The sequence below is a fragment of the Nonomuraea sp. NPDC049421 genome (assembly GCF_040677005.1).
GTDB classification, from domain to species: Bacteria; Actinomycetota; Actinomycetes; order Streptosporangiales; family Streptosporangiaceae; genus Nonomuraea; species Nonomuraea salmonea.
In genome coordinates, this window is sequence record NZ_JBFAQA010000019.1 from 66,729 (window position 1) to 91,454 (window position 24,726).

18 protein-coding genes are annotated in these 24,726 nt (G+C 71.2%); 11 read left to right on the plus strand and 7 right to left on the minus strand.

The features are described from left to right. Positions 1–30 precede the first annotated feature (30 nt). From AB0K18_RS29275 to AB0K18_RS29285, 3 genes are all read left to right on the plus strand, one after another. Complete coding sequence (locus tag AB0K18_RS29275) at positions 31–2,103, plus strand: alpha-1,4-glucan--maltose-1-phosphate maltosyltransferase (RefSeq protein WP_364920370.1); 2,073 nt, start codon at positions 31–33, stop codon at positions 2,101–2,103. Between the two features lie 73 nt (positions 2,104–2,176). Next, complete coding sequence (gene treS, locus AB0K18_RS29280) at positions 2,177–3,877, plus strand: maltose alpha-D-glucosyltransferase (RefSeq protein ID WP_364920372.1); 1,701 nt, start codon at positions 2,177–2,179, stop codon at positions 3,875–3,877. A 3-nt stretch (positions 3,878–3,880) separates the two neighbouring features. After that, positions 3,881–5,212, plus strand: a complete 1,332-nt coding sequence (locus AB0K18_RS29285; protein WP_364920375.1) for an aminoglycoside phosphotransferase — start codon at positions 3,881–3,883, stop codon at positions 5,210–5,212. Between the two features lie 6 nt (positions 5,213–5,218). Here AB0K18_RS29285 and AB0K18_RS29290 read toward each other — a convergent pair whose 3' ends face one another. Then, a complete protein-coding gene (locus AB0K18_RS29290) occupies positions 5,219–6,079 on the minus strand; it encodes an NAD(P)-binding domain-containing protein (protein WP_364920378.1) in 861 nt (286 codons plus the stop codon). A 96-nt stretch (positions 6,080–6,175) separates the two neighbouring features. On the opposite strand from AB0K18_RS29290, the gene AB0K18_RS29295 reads away from it, so the two are divergent. The 6 genes from AB0K18_RS29295 (at position 6,176) to AB0K18_RS29320 (ending at position 17,265) form a co-directional block, all read left to right on the plus strand. Continuing rightward, positions 6,176–9,277, plus strand: a complete 3,102-nt coding sequence (locus AB0K18_RS29295; protein ID WP_364920381.1) for a BTAD domain-containing putative transcriptional regulator — start codon at positions 6,176–6,178, stop codon at positions 9,275–9,277. Between the two features lie 147 nt (positions 9,278–9,424). Next, positions 9,425–11,587 carry a 1,4-alpha-glucan branching protein GlgB gene (glgB, locus tag AB0K18_RS29300; RefSeq protein ID WP_364920384.1) on the plus strand — a complete coding sequence of 721 codons (2,163 nt, stop codon included), beginning with the start codon at positions 9,425–9,427 and terminating at the stop codon, positions 11,585–11,587. 99 nt (positions 11,588–11,686) lie between these two features. Continuing rightward, positions 11,687–13,711, plus strand: a complete 2,025-nt coding sequence (locus tag AB0K18_RS29305; RefSeq protein ID WP_364920387.1) for a S8 family serine peptidase — start codon at positions 11,687–11,689, stop codon at positions 13,709–13,711. 194 nt (positions 13,712–13,905) lie between these two features. Beyond that, positions 13,906–15,297: a S8 family serine peptidase gene (locus tag AB0K18_RS29310; RefSeq protein WP_364920390.1), complete on the plus strand. Its 1,392-nt coding sequence runs from the start codon at positions 13,906–13,908 to the stop codon at positions 15,295–15,297. Positions 15,298–15,406: 109 nt separating this feature from the next. Next, positions 15,407–16,606, plus strand: coding sequence for a histidine kinase (locus AB0K18_RS29315; protein WP_364920392.1), 1,200 nt, complete (start codon positions 15,407–15,409; stop codon positions 16,604–16,606). Continuing rightward, positions 16,603–17,265 carry a response regulator transcription factor gene (locus AB0K18_RS29320; protein WP_364920394.1) on the plus strand — a complete coding sequence of 221 codons (663 nt, stop codon included), beginning with the start codon at positions 16,603–16,605 and terminating at the stop codon, positions 17,263–17,265. Before AB0K18_RS29315 ends, AB0K18_RS29320 begins: the two co-directional genes overlap by 4 nt. Here AB0K18_RS29320 and AB0K18_RS29325 read toward each other — a convergent pair. Next, positions 17,155–17,844 (minus strand): DUF2306 domain-containing protein, encoded by a 690-nt coding sequence (locus AB0K18_RS29325; protein WP_364920397.1) that lies wholly within the window; start codon positions 17,842–17,844, stop codon positions 17,155–17,157. The genes AB0K18_RS29320 and AB0K18_RS29325 overlap by 111 nt on opposite strands. Positions 17,845–18,033: 189 nt before the next feature. Between AB0K18_RS29325 and AB0K18_RS29330 the strand changes: the two genes are divergently transcribed. Together AB0K18_RS29330 and sppA are read left to right on the plus strand one after the other, a co-directional pair. Further along, entirely contained in the window at positions 18,034–19,017 is a 984-nt protein-coding gene (locus AB0K18_RS29330; RefSeq protein WP_364920399.1) for an NAD(P)-dependent alcohol dehydrogenase, read from the plus strand. A 60-nt stretch (positions 19,018–19,077) separates the two neighbouring features. Next, positions 19,078–20,775, plus strand: coding sequence for a signal peptide peptidase SppA (gene sppA / locus AB0K18_RS29335; RefSeq protein WP_364920402.1), 1,698 nt, complete (start codon positions 19,078–19,080; stop codon positions 20,773–20,775). Here the strand turns inward: sppA and AB0K18_RS29340 are convergent. The 5 genes from AB0K18_RS29340 to AB0K18_RS29360 all read right to left on the minus strand — a co-directional run bounded on the left by AB0K18_RS29340 (position 20,768) and on the right by AB0K18_RS29360 (position 24,711). Further along, the gene (locus AB0K18_RS29340; RefSeq protein ID WP_364920403.1) at positions 20,768–21,253 is read right to left on the minus strand and encodes a flavin reductase family protein; all 486 of its coding nucleotides are present in this window, start codon (positions 21,251–21,253) and stop codon (positions 20,768–20,770) included. The two genes, sppA and AB0K18_RS29340, sit on opposite strands and share 8 nt — an antisense overlap. A 73-nt stretch (positions 21,254–21,326) precedes the next feature. Further along, positions 21,327–22,253: an ABC transporter substrate-binding protein gene (locus AB0K18_RS29345; RefSeq protein ID WP_364920406.1), complete on the minus strand. Its 927-nt coding sequence runs from the start codon at positions 22,251–22,253 to the stop codon at positions 21,327–21,329. A 37-nt stretch (positions 22,254–22,290) separates the two neighbouring features. After that, the gene (locus tag AB0K18_RS29350; protein ID WP_364920409.1) at positions 22,291–22,983 is read right to left on the minus strand and encodes an ABC transporter permease; all 693 of its coding nucleotides are present in this window, start codon (positions 22,981–22,983) and stop codon (positions 22,291–22,293) included. Beyond that, the gene (locus tag AB0K18_RS29355; RefSeq protein ID WP_355414599.1) at positions 22,980–23,660 is read right to left on the minus strand and encodes an ABC transporter permease subunit; all 681 of its coding nucleotides are present in this window, start codon (positions 23,658–23,660) and stop codon (positions 22,980–22,982) included. Before AB0K18_RS29355 ends, AB0K18_RS29350 begins: the two co-directional genes overlap by 4 nt. Further along, positions 23,653–24,711 (minus strand): ATP-binding cassette domain-containing protein, encoded by a 1,059-nt coding sequence (locus AB0K18_RS29360; protein WP_364920413.1) that lies wholly within the window; start codon positions 24,709–24,711, stop codon positions 23,653–23,655. Before AB0K18_RS29360 ends, AB0K18_RS29355 begins: the two co-directional genes overlap by 8 nt. Between the last annotated feature and the right edge of the window lie 15 nt (positions 24,712–24,726).

Sequence of the window (24,726 nt, forward strand, 5' to 3'; positions counted from 1 at the left end):
CGGGAGTACCGCCGCAAACCCTTGAATGCGATGATCGGACGAATTCCCATCACGGACATCTCCCCCGTCGTCGACTGCGGGCAGTGGCCCGCCAAGGCGGTCGCCGGCGAGACCTTCGAGGTCTCGGCGACCGTGTTCAGAGAGGGCCACGACGCCGTCGCGGCGGGCGTGGTGCTCACCGCGCCCGACGGACAGCGCGGGCGCCTGAGACCTATGCGCGAGCTGGCGCCCGGCACCGACCGCTGGGCCGTCGAGGTGTGCCTGCCCGCCGAAGGCGACTGGCTGTTCCGCGTGGAGGCGTGGAGCGACCCGATCACGACCTGGCTGCACGACGCGGAGATCAAGATCCCGCGCGGCATGGACGTCGACCTGATGTGCGAGGAGGGCGCCCGGCTGTTCGAGCGGGCGGCCAAGGCCGTACGCCCGGCCGACTGCCCCAACGCCGAGGGCACCAGGACCACCAGGCAGCGCCAGAACGGCAACGGCGACAGCGCGTGCGGCCACCGCGCCGCCCTGCTGTCGATCTCCGCCACGCTGCGTGACGAGAGCCTCGACCCGCGGGCCAGGCTGTCCATCGCCCAGCTTCCCGAGACGGCCGCGCTGCTGGAGGCGCATCCGTTCCGCGAGCTGGTGACCAGGTCGAAGTCGCACAAGGTGAGGGTGGACCGCCGCCGCGCGCTCTACGGCTCCTGGTACGAGTTCTTCCCCAGGTCAGAGGGGGCGGTGGTCGACGGGAAGGGCGTGTCGAAGTCCGGCACGTTCCAGACGGCCGCCAAGCGGCTGCCCGCGATCGCCAAGATGGGCTTCGACGTCGTCTACCTGCCGCCCATCCACCCGATCGGCACCACGTTCCGTAAAGGGCGCAACAACACGCTGAGCCCAGAGCCCGACGAGCCAGGCTCGCCGTGGGCGATCGGCTCCGAGGACGGCGGCCACGACGCGATCCACCCCGACCTGGGCACGATCGAGGACTTCGAGGAGTTCGTGGAGCGGACGAGGGCCCTGGGCATGGAGGTGGCGCTGGACTTCGCGCTGCAGTGCTCGCCCGACCATCCGTGGGTCAAGGAGCACCCGGAGTGGTTCACGATCAGGGCCGACGGGTCGATCGCGTACGCCGAGAACCCGCCCAAGAAATACCAGGACATCTACCCGATCAACTTCGACAAGGACCCCGAGGGGATCTACAACGAGGTCAAGCGGGTGCTGCGGCACTGGATGGACCACGGGGTGCGGATCTTCCGGGTGGACAACCCGCACACCAAGCCGGTGGCGTTCTGGGAGCGGCTGCTGGCCGACGTGCATCGCACCGACCCCGATGTGATCTTCCTCTCTGAGGCGTTCACGCGGCCGGCGATGATGCGTACGCTGGCGAAGACCGGTTATCACCAGTCCTATACCTATTACACCTGGAAGAACAGCAAATGGGATGTTGAGACCTACCTGACCGAGCTGGCCAAGGAGACCTCGGCCTACCTGCGTCCGAACCTGTTCGTCAACACTCCCGACATCCTGCACGAATACCTGCAACACGGCGGTGTCCCCGCATTCAAGATCAGGGCGGTGCTGGCCGCGCTGGCGTCGCCGACCTGGGGCGTCTACTCCGGTTACGAACTCTTCGAAAACGTGCCGGTTCGACCCGGGAGCGAGGAATACCTAGATAGCGAAAAATATCAGTACAAACCGCGCGATTGGGCTGCGGCCGAACGCGAAGGACGCACCCTCGCCCCCTTCATCACTCACCTGAATTTGTTCCGAAGAGCGCATCCCGCACTGCAAGAATTGCGTAATCTACGGTTCCACAGGGTCGACCAACCGGACATCGTTTGCTTCTCCAAACGGCTCCCGGGCGCCTATGACACGGCCACACGAAGGCACGGGCTGGGCGACGTCGTTCTGGCGGTCATCAACCTCGATCCACATCACACCCACGAGGCGACTGTTGAACTCGACCTGCCTGCACTCGGGCTCGACTGGAACGCCGAGTTCGTCGTCGACGACGAGTTGTCAGGCGAGTCGTACCGCTGGCGGCAGAGCAACTATGTACGCCTCGACCCCCACATCCAGCCTGCCCACATCCTGACCGTACGAGCCGCGCCACGGTAAGAAACTGAATTCAGCGGGGAGTCTTCGACGTGTGTGAAAGCGCCTCCCTCATGAGCCCTCTGCGAGGCGGCTCATGAGCTCCACACCCATTCCCAACACCTTTGACGAGGAAAAACCGCGCGATCCCCATTGGTACAAGCGCGCGGTCTTCTACGAGGTCCTGATCCGGGGTTTCTCCGACTCCAACGGCGACGGGACCGGCGACATGAGGGGCCTCATCAGCAAGCTCGACTACCTGCAATGGCTGGGCGTCGACTGCCTCTGGCTGCTGCCGCTCTACGACTCGCCGCTGCGCGACGGCGGTTACGACATCTCGGACTTCATGAAGATCCTGCCCGAGTTCGGCGATCTCGGGGACTTCGTACGACTGGTCGACGAGGCGCACAAACGCGGCATGCGGGTCATCGCCGACCTGGTCATGAACCACACCAGCGACGCCCATCCCTGGTTCCAGGCGTCCCGGCACGACCCCGAGGGGCCGTACGGGGACTTCTACGTCTGGTCCGACACGGATGAGAAGTACCAGGACGCCCGGATCATCTTCATCGACACCGAGACATCGAACTGGACGTACGACCCCGTACGCGGCCAGTACTACTGGCACCGGTTCTTCCACCACCAGCCCGACCTCAACTACGACAACCCGGACGTGCAAGAGGCGATGCTGGAGGTCCTGCGGTTCTGGCTGGACCTGGGCATCGACGGGTTCCGGCTGGACGCGGTGCCGTACCTCTTCGAGGAGGAGGGCACCAACTGCGAGAACCTGCCGAAGACCCACCAGTACCTCAAGCAGGTGCGGGCCGAGGTGGACCGCCTCTACCCCGACCGCGTGCTGCTCGCCGAGGCCAACCAGTGGCCGTCGGACGTGGTGGAGTACTTCGGCGACCCGGTCGGCGGCGGGGACGAATGCCACATGGCCTTCCATTTCCCGCTGATGCCCCGGATCTTCATGGCCGTCCGCAGGGAATCCCGCTTCCCCATTTCCGAAATTTTGGCCCAAACGCCGAAAATTCCGGAAAACTGCCAATGGGGGATCTTCCTCCGCAACCACGACGAGCTCACCCTCGAAATGGTCACGGACGAAGAACGCGACTACATGTACACCGAGTACGCCAAAGACCCCCGCATGCGGGCGAACGTCGGCATCCGCCGCCGCCTGGCCCCCCTGCTGGAGAACGACCGCAACCAGATCGAGCTGTTCACCGCGCTGCTGCTGTCGCTGCCCGGCTCCCCCGTGCTCTACTACGGCGACGAGATCGGCATGGGCGACAACATCTGGCTAGGCGACCGCGACGGCGTGCGCACCCCCATGCAGTGGGACCCCGACCGCAACGCCGGCTTCTCCGACTGCGATCCCGGCCGGCTCTACCTGCCGGTCATCATGGATCCGATCTACGGCTACCAGGCCATCAACGTCGAGGCCCAGCAGAAGAACGCGGGCTCGCTGCTGCACTGGACCCGCCGCATGATCGAGATCCGCAAGCGCCACCCGGTCTTCGGGCTGGGCGGCTACGCCGAGCTCAACTCCTCCAACCCCAGCGTGCTGGCGTTCGTCCGGGAACTGGGCGACGACCGGATGCTGTGCGTGAACAACCTGTCACGCTTCCCGCAGCCGGTGGAGCTCGACCTGCGCAGGTTCGTCGGCGTGTCGCCCGTGGAGACCATGGGCGGCGTTCCATTCCCGGCAATTGGCGAGCTTCCGTATCTTTTGACGCTTCCCGGGCATGGGTTCTATTGGTTCACACTCCCGCCGGCCATCACCCAGGAGGAGTAGGGCGTGCTTGATGAGCTCCTTGTCGCATGGATCAGCCGTCAGCGTTGGTTCGGCGGCAAGGGGCGCCCGATCGACGACCTGTCGATCGACGCGGACGTCGAGCTCGCCGCCGGGCTGCGGCACCTCATCGTGGCCGTCTGGCAGGACGGCTCGCGCGACCGCTACCAGCTGCTGCTGGGCGAGCGTGACGACCTGCCGGATCGGCTCTCCCACGCCCTCATCGGCACCCAGGACGCCACCTACCTCTACGACGCGGTCCACGACAGCGACCTGATGCACGTGCTGCTCGAAGGCATGGCGTCCGATGGAACCCGCAACGGCCTGCGCATGCGGCACGCGCCCGGGCACACCGTGGACACCTCGCCGCGCAGCCTCGTGCTGGGGGCCGAGCAGTCCAACACCTCGCTGGTGTTCGGGGACGCGTACATCTGCAAGCTCTTCCGCCGGCTCATCCCCGGCGTCAACCCCGAGCTGGAGATCATCACCGCGCTCGCGGCCAGGAACGCGCCGCACATCGCGCAGCCGTACGGGTGGATCGAGGCCGACCTCGACGGCACGGACACCACGCTCGCGATCATGCAGGAGTTCCTCACCCCCGCCAACGACGGCTGGGACCTCGCCCTGGCCAGCGTGCGCGACCTGTACGCCTCACTGCCCGAGGTGCCGGCCGGCGAGGCGGGCGGCGACTTCGCGGCCGAGGCGCTGCGACTGGGGATCGCCACCGCGCGCGTCCACCACGAGCTGGCCGCCGCCTTCACCACGAGCGTCGTCGAGATCCACGAGGTCAAGCGCATGGCCGAGGGGTTCAGGCGGCGGCTGGGGCGGGCCGTGGCCGAGGTGCCCGAGCTGCGGCCGCATGTGAGTGCCATTGAGGCCGCCTATCACCAGGTGGAACTGCTCACCACCGAGGTTCCCGTGCAACGGGTTCACGGGGACTTCCATCTCGGGCAGGTCATGCGCACCCCGACTGACTGGGTGATCCTCGACTTCGAGGGCGAACCAGGACAGCCGCTCGCCGAGCGCCGCGCCCTCTCCTCACCGCTGCGTGACGTGGCCGGCATGCTGCGCTCGTTCGACTACGCGGCCCGGCACCTGCTGCTCGGCCACTCCGAGGCCGAGCGGCTGGAGCCCCGGGCGCAGGAGTGGGCCGACCGCAACCGCGCCGCCTTCCTCGACGGCTACACCGAGGGCGGCGGCGTCATCAACGCCGCCGACGCGGCGCTGCTGCGGGCGTTCGAGCTGTCCAAGGCGGTGTACGAGGTCGTGTACGAGGCTCGCAACCGCCCCACCTGGATGCCGATCCCCCTGGCCGCCTTCCGCCCGCGCGCGGCGTGACCGCCGTCAGTCTGAGACCAGCTCCTCGACCAGCCCCGACAGGCCCTCGTGCGCCAGGCCGCGCGCCACGCGGCGCTCCAGGATCTCCTGCATCGGCAGCAGCAGGTCGGGCCGCACGCCCTGCTCGTGGAACGCGCGCACCAGGTTCGCCACGCCGGACCTGTTGATCTCCAGGTTGGAGACGTCGGTGCCGTGGTCGCCCGACTCCATCTTCTCCGCCCACGCCGGCTGCTGGGCGGCCATCGCGTTCAGCCACGGGACCAGCAGGCCGGAGGTGAAGTCCCGCAGCGGGTATCCCGCCGAGCGCACCAGGGCGGCGGCCTCCAGGAAGCCGGCCATCTGGCCGTACATGCCGGTCAGCATCGCGAGGTCGAGCAGCGGCGCCATCCCGGGATCCGCGCCCGTGTACCGGGGGCGGGCCATGGCGGACAGCGCCTGCTCGTAGCGGTCATAGGCGGTCTCGGAGCCGCTGTAGAGGATGAGGGCGCCCGGCGTGGCGATCATCTGCGGCACGGCCATGATGCCGCCGGCCAGGTGGTCGCCGCCGCGCTCGGTCACCAGGGCCGCCACCTCGCGGGCCTCGGCGGGGCGGCTGGTGGTGAGGTTCGCGATGACCCGGCCCTGCAGCTCGGCGCCCTCCAGCGTGGCCGTCACGGACGGGGCGTCGAGCAGGCAGACGATGACCAGCTCGCTCGCCGCGACGGCCTCCGCCGGGGTGGCCGCCTGCTTGGTGCCCTCGGCGACGAGGGGGTCGGCCTTGGCGGGCGTACGGTTCCATACCGTCACCTGGTGGCCGGCGGCGAGCAGGCTCCTGGCGAGCGCGGTGCCCATGAGGCCGAGGCCCAGAACGGAGATATTTTCCGACATTTCGGTGTTCCTTAGGGATGAGGATGTCGCGTCGGGATCCAGGCTGCTGGTGGGCGGTTATGGTCGGGTTCTGAGTTGGTTATGGGGGTTCTTCGGATGCGGTTCGGGGTGCTGGGGCCGCTCGCGGTGTGGTCGGCGGACGGGCGTGCGGTCCGGGTGCCCGAGGTCAAGGTCCGCGCGCTGCTGGCCAGGCTGCTGGTCGACCCCGGGCGTACCGTCTCCGCCGACCGGCTCGTCGAGGACCTCTGGGGCGGGCGGCCGCCCGCCGACGCCTCTGCCGCGCTGCGGGTCAAGGTGTCGCAGCTGCGCCGGGCCCTCGGTGATCGGGAGCTGGTGGCGTACCGCCCGCCCGGGTACGCCCTGCGCGTCGAGCCCGCGTCCGTGGACGCCGCCCTGTTCGAGTCGCTGCTGCGGCGCGCCCGGCACACCGCCGCCTTGGACGAGCGCGCCGCCCTGCTCCGCGAGGCGCTCGGGTTGTGGCGGGGCCCGGCCTACGCCGAGTTCGCCGACGCCCCCTTCGCCGTCGCCGCCGTGGCCAGGCTCGACGAGCAGCGGCTGGTGGCGTACGAGGAGCTGGCCGAGACCCGTCTCGGACTGGGCGAGCACGCGCTGGTCGCCGCCGATCTCCCCGACCTCGTCACCGCCCATCCGCTGCGGGAACGCCTGCGCGCCGCCCACATGCGCGCCCTCTACGGCGCCGGCCGCCCCACCGAGGCGCTGGACGCCTACCAGGACCTCCGCCGTCGGCTCAAGGACGAACTGGGCCTGGACCCCGGCCCCGACCTGGCGGCCCTCCACCAAGCCGTCCTCCGCCAGGACCCGACCCTCACGAACGCGCCCACCCGAGGTTCGACCGGCATGCGACCGGGCGCGCCGCCACCCGAGGCGCGGCCCGGGACGAACCTCCCCGCTCCCCTGACTCCCCTGGTCGGGCGGGATACGGCGGTGTCCGAGGTGCGCGCTCTCCTCCGCGATCATCGGCTCGTCACCCTCACCGGCCCGGGAGGCGTCGGCAAGACCCGCCTCGCCCTGGCCGCCGCCGCTCAGCACGAGACGCCCTTCGACGGCGCCTGGCTCGTCGAACTCGCCGCGCTCCGCCCGGCGGCGCGGATGATGGAGGTGGCGGAGGCCATCGCCGACGTCCTCGGCCTACACGACGACGCTCCGGGCTCGCTTCTGGATCGGCTGCCCGTTGTCCTCGCCGGGCGGCGCGCGCTGCTGGTGCTGGACAACTGCGAGCATGTGATCGAGCAGGTCGCCGAGCTGACCGCGCGACTCCTGCGGGCCGCGCCCGGCCTGCGGATGCTGGCCACCGGTCAGGAGCCGCTGCGCATCGAGGGCGAGGTGATCTACGCCGTGCCCCCGCTGGACCTGGACGCGGCGGTCACCCTCTTCACCGCCCGCGCCTCGGTCGCCCCCGATCCTGACGTGGTGGAGATCTGCGCGCGGCTGGACGGGGTCCCGCTCGCGCTGGAGCTGGCCGCCACGCGGATGCGCACGCTGACGCCCGGGCAGCTGGTGGAGCGGCTCGACGACCGGTTCAGGGTGCTCGCCTCCGGGATGCGCGACGCGCCGGCCAGGCAGCGCACGCTGCGGGCGATGATCGACTGGAGCTGGGAGCTGCTGACGGACGCCGAGCGGGTGGTGCTGCGCCGCCTGGCCGTGCACGCCGACGGCTGCACGCTGGAGGCGGCCGAGGACGTCTGCGCCGAGCCCGGCCTCGACGTGCTCGACCTCCTGGCCCGCCTGGTGGACCGCTCGCTCGTGGTCAGGACGGCGCCGCACGAGGCGCGGTACCGGCTGCTGGAGTCGGTGGCGGCGTACTGCGTGGAGCGGCTGGCGGCGGCCGGGGAGCTGGAGGAGGTGCGGCTGCGGCACGTACGCCATTACGCTGCCCTGGCCGAACGGCTGGAGCCGCAGCTGCGCGGCCACGGCCAGCGGGAGGCGCTGGCCCGGCTCGACGCCGAGGGCGCGAACCTGCGGGCGGCGCTGGAGACGGCGGTCAGGACGCGGACGGCGGCCGAGGCGCTGCGCCTGGTCAACTCCCTGACCTGGTATCGGGTGCTGCGCGGCCGGCTCGGCGAGGCAAGGCGCGCCCTGGAGGCGGCCCTGTCCCCGGGCACGGGCGACACGGGCGCGGCGGAGGCTGAAGCGTGGCTCGCGGGGGTGACGCTGCTGGCGGGAAGGCTCGTGCCGGTGGGTGGCCTGCGGTTCGAGGAGATCGCCGATCTTGGGCGGCGGGCGCGGGTGCGGTGGTTCGTCGGGCACTCCCTGTACGGGTACGACGATCTGTCGGCGAGCGTGGGCCTCATGCGGGCGGCGCTGGCGGAGTTCGGCGAGCTGGGCGACGAGTGGGGCACCGCCGCCGCGCTGACGGCGCTCGGCCGGCACGCCGGCCTGCTCGGCGAGCTCGGCACCGCACGCGATCACGCCGAGCGCGGGCTGGCGATGTTCAGGGCGGCCGGAGACCGGTGGGGTGAGCTGCGGGCGGCGGAGAACCTGGGGACGCTGGCCGAGATCACCGGCGACTACGAGCGGGCGGCGGCGCTGCGTACCGAGGTGCTGGGGCTGGCGGAGGAGCTGGGCCTGTGGAGCACGGTGCCGGACGCGCTGTCCAGGCTGGGCCGGGTCGCGCTGCTGACCGGCGACCACGCGCGGGCGGACGACCACCACGAGCGGGCCAGGCGGCTGGCGGTGGCGCAGTCGAACCGGCCCGCCGAGGAGTTCGCCGAGCTGGGGCTGGCGTTGAGCGCGCGCAGGCAGGGCCGGCTGGACGAGGCCGAGCGGCGGTTGCGTGCCTGGCTGGGCTGGGTCGCTGACGTGGCGGGCGATCCGGGGGCGGCGCTGATCCTGGCCGAGCTGGGGTTCGTGGCCGAGCAGCGCGGCGACCCGGCGGCCGCCCTCGACCTGCAGCTCCAGGGCCTGGCGATGGCCCGCAAGGTCGGCGACCCGAGGGCGACGGCGCTCGCACTCGAAGGTCTGGCGGGCGCGCGGGCCCTCGGCGGCCGTCCTGAGGAGGCGGCGCGGCTGCTCGGCCGGGCCGCCGCGCTCAGGGAGTCGGTGGGCGCGCCGCTGCCGCCGGGCGAGCGCGGCGACGTGGACCGGATCACCGCGGCCGTCCGTAAGGCGCTGGGCCGGGAGGCGTTCGCGACCGCCCTGGCGGCGGGCGCCGCCCTCCCCCTGGAGGACGCCTTTTAGGGAGCAACGCCGGAAAGCGTCCCTGGTGCACCTTTTGTCTAAACCCAAGAACAACCCCTGTTTTTCGCACTTGCAGTGATTGTCAGGGTGAAAGCGGGCAGTGCCTGGGAGGAACGGTCATCATAGGGCAGTGTTGGGAGCATGCCGATGAGGACAGAGCTCGACCGCCTCGCGGGCGGCGCGCACCACGACCCGCACTCCGTGCTCGGAGCGCACCCCGTCAGCGGCGGGGTGGTGTTCCGTGCGCTGCGTCCGCTCGCCGAGCGGGTGCGCGTGGTGTTCGAGGACGGCTCTGCCCACGACATGAAACACCAGGCCCACGGCGTGTTCGAGGTGACCGTACCGGGGCTGGACAAAGTGCCCGCGTACACGTTGAGCGTGAAATATCAGGGCTGCGAGCCGGTCGAGATGCTCGACCCCTACCGGCACTGGCCGACGCTCGGTGAGGTGGACCTGCACCTCATCGGCGAAGGACGGCATGAGCAGCTGTGGGAGGCGCTCGGCGCCCGCGTGATGGAGCACGAGGACGTCGAGGGCACCGCGTTCGCCGTCTGGGCGCCCAACGCGCGCGGCATCAGGGTGGTCGGCGACTTCAACCACTGGGACGGCACCGCCTACCCCATGCGCTCGCTCGGCCGTTCAGGGGTGTGGGAGCTGTTCGTGCCGGGGCTCGGGGCCGGGCAGCGGTACAAGTACCAGATCCTGGGCGCCGACGGCGTGTGGCGGGACAAGGCCGACCCGATGGCGCGGCGCACCGAGGTGCCGCCGATGACCGCCTCGGTGATCGACAAGTCCGACTACAGCTGGCAGGACGACGCCTGGATGGTCGAGCGGCGCGAGCAGCAGCCGCAGACGGGGCCGATGAGCATCTACGAGGTGCACCTGGGGTCGTGGCGGCCCGGCCTGTCGTACGTGGAGCTGGCCGACCAGCTCTCCGAGTACGCCGCCGACCTGGGCTTCACCCACGTGGAACTGCTGCCGGTGGCCGAGCACCCGTTCGGCGGCTCGTGGGGCTACCAGGTGACCTCCTACTACGCGCCGACCGCCAGGTTCGGCACGCCCGACGAGTTCCGCCACTTCGTGGACCGCATGCACCAGCGCGGCATCGGCGTGCTGCTCGACTGGGTGCCCGCGCACTTCCCGATGGACGACTGGGCGCTGGCCCGCTTCGACGGCACCCCGCTGTACGAGCACGCCGACCCGGCCAGGGGCGAGCACCCCGACTGGGGCACGTACGTCTTCGACTTCGGCCGCAGGGAGGTGCGCAACTTCCTGGTGGCCAACGCGCTGTTCTGGCTGAAGGAGTTCCACATCGACGGCCTGCGGGTGGACGCGGTGGCCTCGATGCTCTACCTCGACTACTCGCGCCGCGAGGGCGAGTGGACGCCGAACGTCTACGGCGGCAGGGAGAACCTCGACGCGGTCGAGTTCCTCAAGGAGATGAACGCGGTCTGCTACCGCGAGGCCCCCGGCATCTCGACGGTGGCGGAGGAGTCGACGGCCTGGCCGGGGGTCTCGCGGCCGGTGCACCTGGGCGGGCTGGGCTTCGGCTTCAAGTGGAACATGGGCTGGATGCACGACACGCTCGAATACCTGCGCCACGAGCCGATCTTCCGCCAGTACCACCACCACAAGATGACGTTCTCGCTGCTGTACGCCTACTCCGAGAACTACGTGCTGCCGCTCTCCCACGACGAGGTCGTGCACGGCAAGGGCTCGCTGCTGGGCAAGATGCCCGGCGACGAGTGGCAGCGGTTCGCGCAGCTGCGGGCGCTGCTGGCGTTCATGTGGGCGCATCCGGGCAAGCAGCTGCTGTTCATGGGCGGCGAGTTCGGTCAGGGCTCGGAGTGGTCGGAGAGCCGCGGGCTCGACTGGTGGGTGCTGGAGTTCGACGGGCACCAGGGCGTGCAGCGGCTGGTCCGCGACCTCAACAGGATCTACCGCGAGACCCCCGCGCTGTGGGAGCAGGACTCCAGGCCGGAGGGGTTCCGGTGGATCGACGCCGACGACGCCTCGGGTAACACGTTCTCGTTCGTCCGCTACGCGAACGACGGGTCGGCGGTGGCGTGCGTGGTCAACTTCAGTGGCGGGCCGCACGAGAACTACCGGCTGGGGCTCCCGTACGCGGGGCAGTGGACGGAGACGGTCAACACCGACGCCTACGACTACTGGGGCAGCGGCGTGGGCAACATGGGGCTGGTCGAGGCCGGGGACGAGCCGTGGCACGGGCTGCCGTACTCGACGACGCTGCGGGTGCCGCCGCTCGGCGCGGTCTGGCTCACGCACCCGGGCAGCCGGCTGAACGATTGAGGGGCGGCCGCTGAAAGTTCGGTGAGAAAGCGGGGCGGGGGCCTGTGCCTACCCGGAAAATCACCCTAAACTCCGAGATCATCCCCTCTCGGAGGACGCGTGCGATTCCGCCCCTTGTTCGTGACCTCGATCGCGCTGGCCCTGCTGCCGCTCGCGGGCCCGGCGTACGCCGATCCGACGCCGGCGCCCACCCCGCCCGCCACCCAGCCGGTCACCCCGCCCGTCACCCAGCCCGTCACCCAGCCGGGCACCCAGCCGCCCCCGGAGCAGCAGCCGGCCCCTGAGGAGACGCCTCCGCCGCCGCAGGAGACGCCCAGGACTCCTGAGGAGAAGGTCGAGGAGGGCTTAGGCGTCGACGGCGGCACCGAGCGGGCCATCGTCGAGCTGACCGACCCGGCCCAGCACGCCCCCGTGGCCACGCAGGCCGCGGCCGAGAGCGTGGACGTGCTGCTGCAACCGCAGGACCAGTCATTCATGGTGGTCGAGGGCACCGCGGCGGAGCTGGCCAAGCTGGCCGCGGACCCGCGCGTCTCCTCCATCCACCGCGACCGCCTCTACAGCCCCGCCGAGGTCACCCCGAACCTCTCGCTGATCGGCGCCGACCAGGTGCACCAGGGCGGCAACACCGGCGCGAACCAGGCCGTGGCGGTCATCGACACCGGCATCGACGTGGACCACCCGTGGTTCCAGGACCGGATCCTGGCCCAGGCGTGCTTCTCGGCGACCGAGGACGAGGGCGTCGAGTCGCTCTGCCCGAGTGGCGCGACCGAGCAGCTCGACGGCGACGCGGCCTCGGCGACCACGCCGAAGTGCCTGCTGGGCTCGGTGAACATGTGCGACCACGGCTCGCACGTCGCGGGCATCGCGGCCGGCACCGGCGGCGTCGCGCCGGGCGCGGGCATCGTGGCGGTGCAGGTGTTCAGCCGGATCAACGACGAGGACCTGTGCGGCGAGGCGGCCTGCCTCATGGCGTACGAGTCGTCGCTGCGCCGGGCTCTCGAGTACGTACGGGATCTGAACGTCGCCAAGCCCATCGCCGCGGTGAACCTGAGCCTGGGCGGCTGGCTGTACGACACGAACTGCGACACCGAGCCGGAGGGCGCCGTCTTCAAGGAGACGATCGACGCCCTGCTGGCCAAGAACATCGCGACCGTGGTGGCGGCGGGCAACGAGTACTACGAGGGTGTGGCGCACCCGGCCTGCGTCTCGACGGCGGTGGCGGTCGGCGCGAACGACAACGAGGACCGCATCGCCGACTTCTCGAACCGGGGCCCGCTGCTCGACCTGTTCGCGCCGGGCGTGGACATCACCTCGGCGGTGCCGGACGACGCGACGACCGCCTACAGCGGCACCTCGATGTCCACGCCGCACGTGGCGGGCGCACTGGCGCTGATGCGCGAGGCCAACCCCGATGCGCCGATGACCGAACTGATCGAGAAGCTGAAGACCACCGGCCGCCCGTACGTGTACGAGGCCGCCGGCGCCCAGGTCACCACGCCGCGCCTGGACCTGGCGGCGGCCATCGCGGGGGCCACCACGCAGCCGCCCGTCTCGCAGAGCCCGGCGCCCGAGCCGCCGCCCGGCGAGCTGGAGCCGAACCCGACCGACAGCAGCGGCCCCACGCCGCAGCCGGAGGAGCCGGGTGACCAGCCCTCGACGCCGCCCAGCCCCGTACCGCTGCCGACGGTCACGGTCACGGTGACCGTGACGCAGACGGCGGCGCCCGCGGCGCCGGCGGCGGCCGTGTGCACGCGGGGCACCGCGGCCACAAACGGGGCCAAGAAGCTCAGCGCCAAGAAGTGGGCCGTGGAGCTGCACCGCAGCAGCGGCAAGCTGTCCGACGAGACGCTGACCTGCTATCTGAAGCTGATCGCGAAGTCGAGCAAGGTGTTCCCCGAGCTGACCAAGGCGTCGTCGCTGGGCAAGGCGTACCGGGTGATCAAGGGGACGAGCAGCGGCAAGGCGAAGCTGGACGGCGCGCTGCTGACGGCCTGGCTCAACTGGGCGCACGGCACGAACGGCACCAAGGCGCTGACGGCGGCGGAGAAGGTGCGCCTGTCGAGCAAGCCGTCCGCGAAGGCGCTGAAGAAAGCCACCACGAACATCCTCAAAACCGTCAAATAGCCACATGAAGTGAGAAGGCCGGTCGAATATGGACCGGCCTTCTTCTCTTCTCCCGATTCCCCGTAAAGAACCCTCCATCGTTTGTCTGCCTCACATACGTCACTGACATCACACTTGTCACAGGCGGGGAGGTAGCGGCTGTAATCAGCCGGGAGCCGGACGCGCTTCACGGCTCCAGCCTCCGGGAGGAACAAGTGAGGCTACGGTCTCTGCTGGCCGGCGCGGCGACGCTGGCCCTCACATCAGCCGTGCTCTACGCGGCCCCCGCATTCCACGCCGACGCCGCCGACACGGGCGATCCGATCATCAGCCCGGCGCTGGCCTCGGAGGTGCAGGCGAAGAGCCGGGTCCGCTCCATCATCCAGCTCAAACCAGGTCAGAGCGTGCAGGCGGTGGCCGCCGACCTGGAGCAGGCGTCCGACGGCAGCCGCATCGTCGAGGCGACGGGCTCACCGCACTTCTTCGTCGCCGAGGTGGACAGGCGCACGCTCGACAAGCTCAAGAAGGACGGTCGCGTGCACTCGGTCTACAAGGACGAGCTGAGCATGCCCTTTCTCGACGTCAGCACCGCCCTGATCCGCTCGAACCGGGCGAACGCGGCGGGCTGGAACGGCACCGGCACCACCATCGCCGTGCTCGACACCGGGATCGACCGGGACCACCCGTTCTTCACCGGGCGCATCGTGGACGAAGCCTGCTTCTCCTCCGCCAGCGCCACCGACGGCACGGTCTCGCTCTGCCCCAACAACCAGCCCAGCCAGACCGGACCTGGCGCGGCCGACGCCGAGACCGCGCAGTGCCTGGTCAACGGGCAGAACGCGTGCTCGCACGGCAGCCACGTGGCGGGCATCGCGGCGGGCAAGATGACCGAGGGCGCGCCCGCCAACGGCGTCGCCCCCGAGGCTCGGCTGCTGCCCATCCAGGTGTTCAGCCGGGTGGACAACGCCCTGACCTGCGCGCTGCGGGGCAGCACCGCGCCCTGCTTCCTCAGCTACACCTCCGACCAGAAGCTGGCGCTCGAGTACGTCTCGCGGGTGGTCAGGAGGCACAACGTCGCCGCGGTGAACCTGAGCCTGGGCGGCGGGACGCCGTACTCGGAGGCGTGCGACGGCGACCCGACCGCCGCGGGCGTCAAGCCGGAGTTCGACGCGCTGGTGAACCTGGGCGTGGCGCCCGTGGTCGCGGCCGGCAACAGCGGGTTCGCCAACGCGGTGGCCTCGCCGGCCTGCATCTCCACGGCCATCGCCGTGGGGGCGACCGACGACGGTGACCGGCTGGCCTCGTTCACGAACAGGGGGCCGCTGCTGGACCTGTTCGCGCCGGGCGTGGCCATCAACTCGGCGGTGCCGGACGACGCGTACGGGGACAAGAGCGGCACCTCGATGGCCGCGCCGCACGTCGCGGGGGCGTTCGCGCTGCTGCGCCAGGCCAACCCGGACTTCACGGTCGCGCAGAGCCTGCAGCGCCTGCGGGACACGGGGACGGCGATCCAGTTCGACGCCTCGGGCACGCCGGTGGTCACCTCCAGGATCGACCTGGAACGCGCCACCACCACGGCCCAGGCCAGCATGGACCCCCGGCTCTGAGCGCGGAGCGGCCGCTACAGGCGCTCAAGCGCTCCGGCGACGACGGGCGCCGGCATCGCGCCGCGGGGGGCTGAGCCCCCGGCGGCGCGCGGGAACGTACGATGTGCACGTGCCCGGCTTCTTACGCTCCATCTGGAGCGAGCCCCGCCCGCCCGATCCCCCGTGCCGGGTGTGGCACGACTGGGTGCTGGTGGGCCTGCTCGTGCCGGCCATCGTGCTGGAGGGCCTGCTCAGGGACGACCTGCAGCACCGCCCGCTGTCCATGATCTTCGCGCTGGCGCTGCTGCCCACCGTGCTGGTGCGGCGCACTCACCCGCTGCTCGCCCTGGCCGTGCCCATCGTGCTGACGGGCCTGATCCAGCTCACCACCGGGGCCGACCTGTCGGAGCTGACGGCGTCGGCGTACGTGCTGCTCCTGCTCCACGCGCCCGCCCGCTGGGGCAGCGGGCGTGAGGCGCTGGCCGCGCTCGGGCTGATGGTGCTCGCGGTGCTGACCGCCACCGTCTCGGGGGTCATCGCGCCGGGCGACGTGCTCGGGGCGTTCAGCGCCGTGTTCGCGGTGTTCGCGCTGGGCGCGACCTTCCGTTTCCTCACCCGGGCCAGGATGCGCGAGCTCGACCAGGTCAAGCTGCTCGAACGCGAGCAACTCGCCCGCGACCTGCACGACACCGTGGCCCACCACGTCTCGGCGATGGCCATCAGGGCGCAGGCGGGCATCGCGACCGCCGCCACCGACCCGGGAGCGGCCGTGGACGCGCTGCGGGTGATCGAGGCCGAGGCGTCGCGCACGCTCGCCGAGATGCGCGCCATGGTGCGGGTGCTGCGCAGGGACCAGGTCGCCGAGCGGACGCCCAACGCGCGCCTCGCCGACCTCGAACAGCTCGCGGGACGGCCGTCCGGCGCCGGTCCCGTCGTGGTGCTGGAGATCGACGGCGACCTCGGCGGTGTGCCGCCGTCGGTGGGCGCGGCGGTCTACCGGATCGCCCAGGAGTCCGTCACGAACGCCCGCCGCCACGCCAGGCACGCCACCAGGATCGACGTGCGGGTGACGGTGGACGACACGTCGGTGCGGGTGAAGGTGAGCGACGACGGCGACAGCACCGCCGGCCGTTCCGTGATCTCGTCCGGGTACGGCCTGCTCGGCATGGCGGAGCGCGCCGACCTGCTGGGCGGCACCTGCGAGGCGGGACCCAACCCGGGCCGCGGCTGGACGGTCACCGCCCTGCTGCCGCGCTCAGGACCTCAGGCGGAGCCAGGCAGGCGACCGGCCGCGAGCCGGACGGAGCGGTGGGCGGGAGGACAGGCGTGAGCGAGCCCATTCGGGTGATCGTCGCGGACGACCAGGAGATCGCGCGTACGGGGTTACGGATGATCCTCGACGCGCAGCCCGGCATCGAGGTGATCGCCGAGGCCGGGGACGGCGCGCGGGCGGTCGAGCTGGCCAGGCGGCTGCGGCCGGAGGTGTGCCTGTTCGACATCCGCATGCCGAGCTGCGACGGCATCGAGGCGACCGCGCGGCTGGCCGGGCCCGACGTGGCCGACCCGCTCGCGGTGGTCGTCATCACGACGTTCGACCTGGACGAGTACGTCTACGCGGCGCTCAGGGCCGGCGCCCGCGGATTCCTGCTCAAGGACGCCGGACCCGACCTGCTGGCCCAGGCCGTACGCGCGGCCGCGGCCGGCGACGCGCTCATCGCCCCGAACGTCACGGCGAGGCTGCTGTCCGCGTTCGCCGGCACGGGGCCCGCCCAGCCGCTCGCGCAGCCGGTCGAGCCGCTGACCGAGCGGGAGGAGGAGATCCTGCTCACCGTGGCACGCGGGCGGACGAACAGCGAGATCGCCGACGAGCTGCACATCTCACTCAGCACGGTCAAGAGTCACGTCGCCAGCCTGATGACCAAGCTCGGCGTCCGCAACCGGGTGGAGATCGCCATGTGGGCGTACGAGACCCGCCGGGTGCGGCGCTGACCTGCGGATCCCCCACTCGGCGACGGCCAGGTTGATCACCCAGCCGGCGGCCTGCAGCAGGGCGCGGGCGAAGGCGTCCGGCGGGCCCGCCGCCGCCTCCCAGATCCCCAGGGTGAACGCCTGCGTGCCGGCGCCGAGGCCGATCGCGTACGCGCGGGCCATCCAGGCGCGGTGCCGGCGGACGTCCCGGCGCCGGACGGCGGCGAAGCCGCGGACGAGCGCGACCGCCATGACCGTCCCGAACACCAGCCGGAACGCGGTGAGCAGGCCCGCGTCGCGCGGCGGGAGCGGCGCGAACAGCGTCATCCACACCGCCGACAGCGCCGACACGAGCCCCGCCACGACCAGCACCCGCCCGGCCGCCCGATGCCACCCGCGCCTGCGCCGCCGGAACCCCGGCGCGAACTGGAAAGCGCCGAGCACGGTGTAGAGCGGCGAGGCCGTGACGTGCAACGCCAGCGGCACCCCATGCGCCGCCTCCCCCGGCAGGTCGCCCACCCGCAGCACCCCGGCCACCACGGGCACGAGCCCCAACGCGATCAGCCCGGCGGGCACCGCCCATCCACCTGGAGTTCTCATGCTGCGATGGTGGCCGCGCGGACCACACCGGGGCATCGGTCCAGGGGTCCGTTCCCCGGGGCCGTTCGGCGGGCTCGCACGTCGTACTTTCGGCTGCCGGACGGTCCCGCTTACGGCCGTTACGCCGCCCCTGGTCCCGCGCTCACACTGAGGCCGTCAGCGCAGCGAACCAGCAGAAGGAGATGCGCGATGAAGGCCTGGGTCCTCCGCCGGTACGGCTCCCCCGACGTGCTCGACCTCACCGACCTCGACCGCCCGGCCCCCGGCCCGGGCGAGGTCCTGGTCCAGGTCAAGGCCGCGTCCGTCCAGCCCTGGGACTGGCACCTGATGCGCGGCGAGCCGCTGATGGCCCGCCTGGTGGGCCCGCTCGGCCTGCGCCGGCCGCAGCTCAGCGTGCTGGGCGCGGACGTCTCCGGCGTCGTGGTCGCGGCCGGCGAGGGGGTGACGGAGTTCGCGCCGGGCGACGAGGTGTGGTCGATGCCCGAGGGCGGCGGGTTCGCCGAGTACGTCACCATCCCCGCGGACAAGGTCGCGCGCAAGCCGCACCACCTGTCGTTCGCGGAGGCGGCGGCCGTGCCGCTGGCCGCCATGACGGCGCTGCTCGCGATCCGCGACATCGCCCAGGTCAGGCCGGGGCACCGGATGCTGGTGAACGGCGCGTCGGGCGGGGTGGGCACGTTCGCGGTGCAGCTCGCCAAGGCGTACGGGGCGCACGTCACGGCCGTGTGCGGCGGCAGGAACGCGGAGCTGATGCGCACGCTCGGCGCGGACGAGGTGATCGACTACGCCAAGGAGGACTTCACCAGGGGCGGCCGGCCCTACGACTCCCTGCTCTACATCGCGGGCAACAGGAAGTTCCGCGAGTGCCGGCGGGTGCTGCGGCCCAAGGGCGTGTGCGTGCTCATCGGCGGCTCGCCGGGGCGGTGGGTGCAGCCGATGGGGCAGCTCATCGGGACGGTCGCGGCGTCCACGTTCGTCTCGCAGCGGGCCGTCGTGGCGAACGTCATCGGCTGCCCCGAGATCCGCCGCAACCTGGACGAGCTGGCCGGGCTCATGGAGGACGGCAAGGTGCGCTCGGTGATCGACAGCACGTACGCGTTCGACGAGCTGCGGCCCGCGATGCGCTACCAGGAGGAGGGGCACGCGACCGGCAAGGTCGTCCTCACGATGTGAGCCGGGAACCCCTGGTCCGGCAAGGCCGCATTTCGAATTGTGTCGCTTAGGGTGGCTTCTATGGACGCAGGCAAAGCGATCTTCGAAACCGTCGGCAAGCTCCGCCAGCGGCGTACGGCCCCGCTGGTGCTGGAGCTCGATCTGACCGAGGGCCTCACCGAGGGCCCGCCGTCCGATCCGCTCGCCGCGGTGCTGTCGATGCGCAAGCCGCGCCTGGCCGACGTCCTGTCCGGGCTCAAGCGGGCCCGCCAGGACCCGAAGGTCAGGGCGCTGGTCGTGAAGATCGGCGGCAACCCGCTGGGCCTCGCCATGGTGCAGGAGCTGCGCCAGGCGGTGATCAGGTTCCGGGCGTCGGGCAAGCTGACGGTCGCGTACGCGGAGACGTTCGGCGAGTTCGGCGGCGGCACCGTCCCCTACTACCTCGCCACCGCCTTCGAGCGCCTCTACCTGCAGCCGAGCGGCGACGTCGGGCTGACCGGCCTCGCCATGGAGCAGCGGTTCGTCAAGGGCGCGCTGACCAAGCTCGGCATCGGCTACGAGGCCGGCCAGCGTCACGAGTACAAGACGGCGGTCAACACCTTCACCCAGGACCACATGACCGAGGCCCACCGCGAGTCGGCGGCCCGCATCCTGGAGTCGGTCACCGAGACGGTCGTCGCGGGCATCGCCGACGGCCGCCGGCTCGACCCCGGCAAGGTGCGCGAGCTGATCGACCGCGGGCCGTTCACCGCCGCCGAGGCGAAGGAGGCGGGGCTGGTCGACGGGCTGGCCTACCGCGACGAGGTCTACGACGAGCTCAAGCGCGCCGCGGGCGAGGACGCGCACCTCCTGTACGTCTCCCGCTACGCCCGTGGCGCCTCCGTACGCAAGCTGCCCCAGCCCATGGCCGACGGCATCGCGCTCGTCCACGGCACCGGCATGATCAAGAGCGGCCGCAGCGGGCGCAGCCCGCTCGGCGGCGGCGGCGCGATGGGCTCCGACACGATCAGCGCCTCGCTGCGCGCCGCCCGGCGGGACGAGCACGTCAAGGCCGTGGTGTTCCGGGTCGACAGCCCCGGCGGCTCCTATGTGGCCAGCGACACCGTCTGGCGCGAGGTGACGCTGACGAGCAAGGTCAAGCCGGTGATCGTGTCGATGGGCGACGTGGCGGCCTCGGGCGGCTACTTCGTGTCGATGGCCGCCGACGTGATCGTGGCGCAGCCGGGCACGCTGACCGGCTCGATCGGCGTCTACGGCGGCAAGGCGGTGCTGGCCGAGCTGCTGGAGAAGATCGGGGTCAACTCCGAGCTGCTGGCCGAGGGGGCCAACGCCGGGATGTTCTCCTCCTCGCGCGGCTTCTCGCCCGAGCAGTGGGAGCGGGTGAACGCCTGGCTCGACCGCATCTACGACGACTTCGTGGGCAAGGTGGCGCGCAGCCGCGACCTCAACCCCGAGCGGGCGCACGAGCTGGCCAAGGGCCGCGTCTGGACGGGCGCCGACGCTCACGCCCACGGGCTGGTGGACGAGCTGGGCGGCCTCGAGGACGCGCTGGCGCTGGCCAGGAAGCGCACGGGGCTGGCCGACGACGCTCCCGTACGCACCTATCCCCGGCTCAACCCGCTCGAACGGCTGCGCGGGCCCGAGTCCAGCGAGGACAAGTCGGCGGCGCTGGCCAGGATCCGGCTCGACGCGTGGGGGCCGCTCGCGCGCCTCTCGGCCGAGCTGGGCCTGCCCGCCGGCGGCCCGCTCCTGCTCCCCTCGTGGTACCGGATCAGCTAGCGATGGAGCGGTAGCGGCCGCGGATACGTACCAGCGGCTGCTTGGTGGCGTCGACGTAGTCGACGGCGAGGACGGCGGCGATGAAGATCGTGTGGTCGCCGGCCGCGACGACCTTGGTGGTCTCGGCCTCGACGGCGGCCACCCCGCCCTCGACGACCAGCGCCTCGGTCTGCGGCCCCCGGTGGTGCGGGGTGCCGGCGACGAGCAGGCGGGCGCTCGGCCGGCCCGCGGTGGCGAAGCGGCTGGCGACGGCCGCCTGCCCGGACGACAGCAGCGAGGCGGCCCAGCGGTCCTGCCGCAGCAGCACCTCGGTGAGGTAGCCGCGGCTGGCCAGGCTCACCAGCACCAGCGGCGGCTCCAGCGAGACCGACATCAGCGCCGACACGGTCGTGCCGATGTCGTCGCGCCCGTCGCGCGCGGTCACCACCGCCACGCCGGCCGCGAGCTGTGCCATCGCCTCCGTGAACAGCTCACTCACCGCGCCGCCCGCCCCGCCGAGCGGCTGGCCGGGCCTCCGCGCGTGCGGAGGCCCCTGACGTGAGTGACGGCGCTCAGGCGAGGCCGTTGCCGGTCAGCCATTCCTTGGCTACCGTAGCGGGCTCGTCCTTGTTGACCGAGATCTTCTGCATCATCTGCAGCAGCGAGTCGGTGGTCAGCTTGGCCGAGATGCCGTTCAGGGTGGTCCTGATCGTGTCGTCGGCGGACGCCTTGTGCAGCAGCGGGGTCACGTTCTGGGCGGCGAAGATGTTCTTGGTGTCCTCGAGCGGCACCAGGTCGTTCGTCGTCATCTTGGGGTCGGTGGTGAAGACGTTGCCGACCTGGATGGAGCCGTCCTTGAGCGCGTCGGCCGTGGTGGGGCCGGTCGGCTTCCACTCCTTGAACTCCAGCCCGTAGACCTCCTTGAAGCGCGACTCCCAGCGCTTCTTGAACTCGGGCGGAGCCCCCAGCACCATGTCCTTCGAGACCTTGGCGAGGTCTTCGATGGTGTTGAGCGAATGCTTGGCCTGGGTGTCCTTGGTGACCGAGAGGCTGTCCTTGTCCTCGGCGGGCGAGGAGTCGAGCACTTCGAGCTCGGCCGGCAGCTTCTGCTTGAGGGCCGCGTTCACCTCGTCGGTCGTCACCGAGGTGTCCTTGATGTCGACGAAGGCGAGCAGGTTGCCGTTGTACTCGGGGACGATCGTCAGACCGCCGCTCTTGACCTGGTCGTAGACGACCTCGCGGCTGCCGATGCGCGGCTTCTCCTCCACCTGCACGCCCTTGGCCTCAAGAGCCTGGGCGTAGATGGAGGCGAGCAGCACGCTCTCGTCGAAGTCGAAGGAGCCGACGATCGCCTTGCCTCCCGCGCCGGAAGCCGAGCCGGAGGGGGCCGCGCTCGTCGTGTCGAGCGGGTTGCCCCCGGTGGAGCCACCCCCACCGCAGGCGGTCAGCGCGAGCATCGCCGACAGGAGCACCCCCGCGATGCCGTACGTGCGTCTCATGACTTTTCCCTTCTTAGCGGGAGGTTATACAGCAAAACTAGCGAACCTTCAGGCGCCGGCTCACCCCCGGAGAGACCGCCACTCTCTGGGCGAGAGCGAACAGCACCTGCACAACGAGCGCGAACAGCACAATGAGTACGGAACCACCGACGACGCTCGCGTAATCCTTGGTCGCGAAACCGTCGATGACATAACGGCCGAGCCCCCCGAGCCCGGTGTACGCCGCGACCGTCGTGGTGGCGACGACCTGGATGGCCGACAACCGGCAGCCCAGCAGGATCAGCGGCAGCGCCACCGGCACCAGCACCCGCCCGAGCACCTGCCCGCCGCGCAGCCCCATCCCGTACGCGGCGTCGCGCAGTTCGGGATCGACCCCCCTGATCCCCTCGAAGGTGTTGACCAGGATCGGCGGCACCGACAGCAGCACCAGCGGAATGATCACCGGCCAGATGGAGGAGGTGCCCAGCAGCAGCACGAACATCACCAGCAGCCCCAGCGTGGGCAGTGCCCTGGCCAGGTTCGCGGTGACGACGACGAGCACCTCGCCCCGCCCGGTGTGGCCGATGAGCAGGCCGAGCGGCACCGCGATCACCGCCGCGAGCAGCAGCGCGAGCGCCGAGAACTCCAGGTGTTCGAGCAGGCGGGCGGGGATGCCGCCGGTGCCCGACCAGTTGGCGGGGTCGCCGAAGAAGTCGCTGAGCCAGCCGAAGAAGGAGGTCAGCCAGGTCACGACGCGGTCCCCTTCCGTGCGCGCACCCAGGGGGTCAGCAGTCGCTGGGCGAGGACCAGCAGGCCGTCGGCGACCAGCGCCAGCGCGACGATGAGCACGATGCCGGTGATGACCGGCGGCATGAACGGGTTCTGGTAGGCCCGGGTGAACAGGCCGCCGAGCCCGCCCTGCCCGATGAGCGCGCCCACGCTGACCAGGCTGATGCTGGAGACCGCGACCACCCGCAGGCCGGCCAGCACCACGGGCACCGCGATGGGCAGCTCGACCGCCAGCAGCCGGCGCAGCGGGGTGAAGCCCATGGCGACGGCCGACTGCCGGACGTGGTCGGGCACCGAGTCGAGGCCGTCGACCACGGCGGGGATGAGCACCGCCGTGCCGTAGAAGGCCAGCGGGATGATCACCGTGGTCTGCGACAGGCCGGTCACCGAGATCAGCAGCATGAAGACGGGCAGCGAAGGCAGCGCGTAGATGACGTTCATCAGCCCGGAGGTGGGCTGGTAGAGCCAGCGCCAGCGCGCGCAGGCCAGGCCCAGCGGCAGCGCCACGACCAGCGCGAGCAGGATCGGCATGAACGACATCACGAGGTGGTCGGTGAGCAGGTTGCTGATGCTGTCGACCCGCCCGGTGTCCCAGTTGCGCCCGATCCACTCCCACAGGGAGGGAGGACCGTCACCCATCCGCGGCCTCCGCCAGCGCCTCGTCGAGTGCCTGCCGGGTGGCCACGCCGGCCACCTTGCCGTCGGCGTCGAGCGCCACCGCGTAGCCGGACGGCGACAGCAGCGCCGCGTCCAGCGCGGTGCGCATGCTGTCGCGGCCGTGCCGGAAGGTGCCGAACGGCTCCAGCTCGCCGCCCGGCTCGCCGGTGCGCCAGCCCACCGGCCGGCCGTCGCCGGTCACGACCAGCAGCCAGGGCTCGGGCGAGGCCGCAGCCGAGCCTTCTGGCACGGTCAGGTCCGTACGCAGCCGCAGCCCCTCAGTGGAGACGAACTGCAGCCGCCTGATGCCCCTGTCGTGGCCGAGGAACTCCTGGACGAAGTCGTCGGCCGGCGCGGCGAGCAGCGTCTTGGGGTCGGCGAGCTGGGCCAGCTTGCCGCCCACTCGCAGCACCGCCACCCGGTCGCCGAGCTTGATGGCCTCGTCGATGTCGTGGGTGACGAACACGATCGTCTTGTTCAGCTCGCTCTGCAGCCGCAGCAGCTCGTCCTGCAGGCTCGTACGGACGATGGGGTCGACCGCGCTGAACGGCTCGTCCATGAGCAGCACCGGCGGGTCGGCGGCCAGCGCCCGCGCCACGCCTACGCGCTGCTGCTGCCCGCCGGAGAGCTGGAACGGGTAGCGCCGGCTCAGCGCCGGGTCGAGCCCGACGCGTTCGAGCAGCTCCATGGCCCGGGAGCGGGCCTTCTTGCGGTCCCAGCCGAGCAGGTAGGGGACGGTCGCGACGTTGTCCACGATCTTGCGGTGGGGGAAGAGACCGGCCTGCTGGATGACGTAGCCGATGCCGCGCCGCAGCGTCGGCGGGTCGATGCCCTGCACCGGGACGCCGTCGAGGAGGATGCGGCCCTCCGAGGCGTCGATCATCCGGTTGATCATGCGCAGGGACGTCGTCTTTCCGCAGCCAGACGGGCCGACGAGCACGGTGATCTCGCCCGTGGGCGCCTCTAGGTCGAGGTGATCGACGGCTACCGTGCCATCGGCATAGCGTTTGGTGACGGATTCGAATGTGATCACGCGCGAACTCTCGCT

Excerpts from the sequence above, each read along its gene's own strand:
- treS (WP_364920372.1), top strand. The coding sequence starts at position 2,177 with ATGAGCTCCACACCCATTCCCAACACCTTTGACGAGGAAAAACCGCGC.
- AB0K18_RS29295 (WP_364920381.1), top strand. The coding sequence starts at position 6,176 with ATGCGGTTCGGGGTGCTGGGGCCGCTCGCGGTGTGGTCGGCGGACGGG.
- AB0K18_RS29345 (WP_364920406.1), bottom strand. The coding sequence starts at position 22,253 with ATGAGACGCACGTACGGCATCGCGGGGGTGCTCCTGTCGGCGATGCTC.
- sppA (WP_364920402.1), top strand. The coding sequence starts at position 19,078 with ATGGACGCAGGCAAAGCGATCTTCGAAACCGTCGGCAAGCTCCGCCAG.
- AB0K18_RS29330 (WP_364920399.1), top strand. The coding sequence starts at position 18,034 with ATGAAGGCCTGGGTCCTCCGCCGGTACGGCTCCCCCGACGTGCTCGAC.
- AB0K18_RS29325 (WP_364920397.1), bottom strand. The coding sequence starts at position 17,844 with ATGAGAACTCCAGGTGGATGGGCGGTGCCCGCCGGGCTGATCGCGTTG.
- glgB (WP_364920384.1), top strand. The coding sequence starts at position 9,425 with ATGAGGACAGAGCTCGACCGCCTCGCGGGCGGCGCGCACCACGACCCG.
- AB0K18_RS29355 (WP_355414599.1), bottom strand. The coding sequence starts at position 23,660 with ATGGGTGACGGTCCTCCCTCCCTGTGGGAGTGGATCGGGCGCAACTGG.
- AB0K18_RS29290 (WP_364920378.1), bottom strand. The coding sequence starts at position 6,079 with ATGTCGGAAAATATCTCCGTTCTGGGCCTCGGCCTCATGGGCACCGCG.
- AB0K18_RS29275 (WP_364920370.1), top strand. The coding sequence starts at position 31 with ATGATCGGACGAATTCCCATCACGGACATCTCCCCCGTCGTCGACTGC.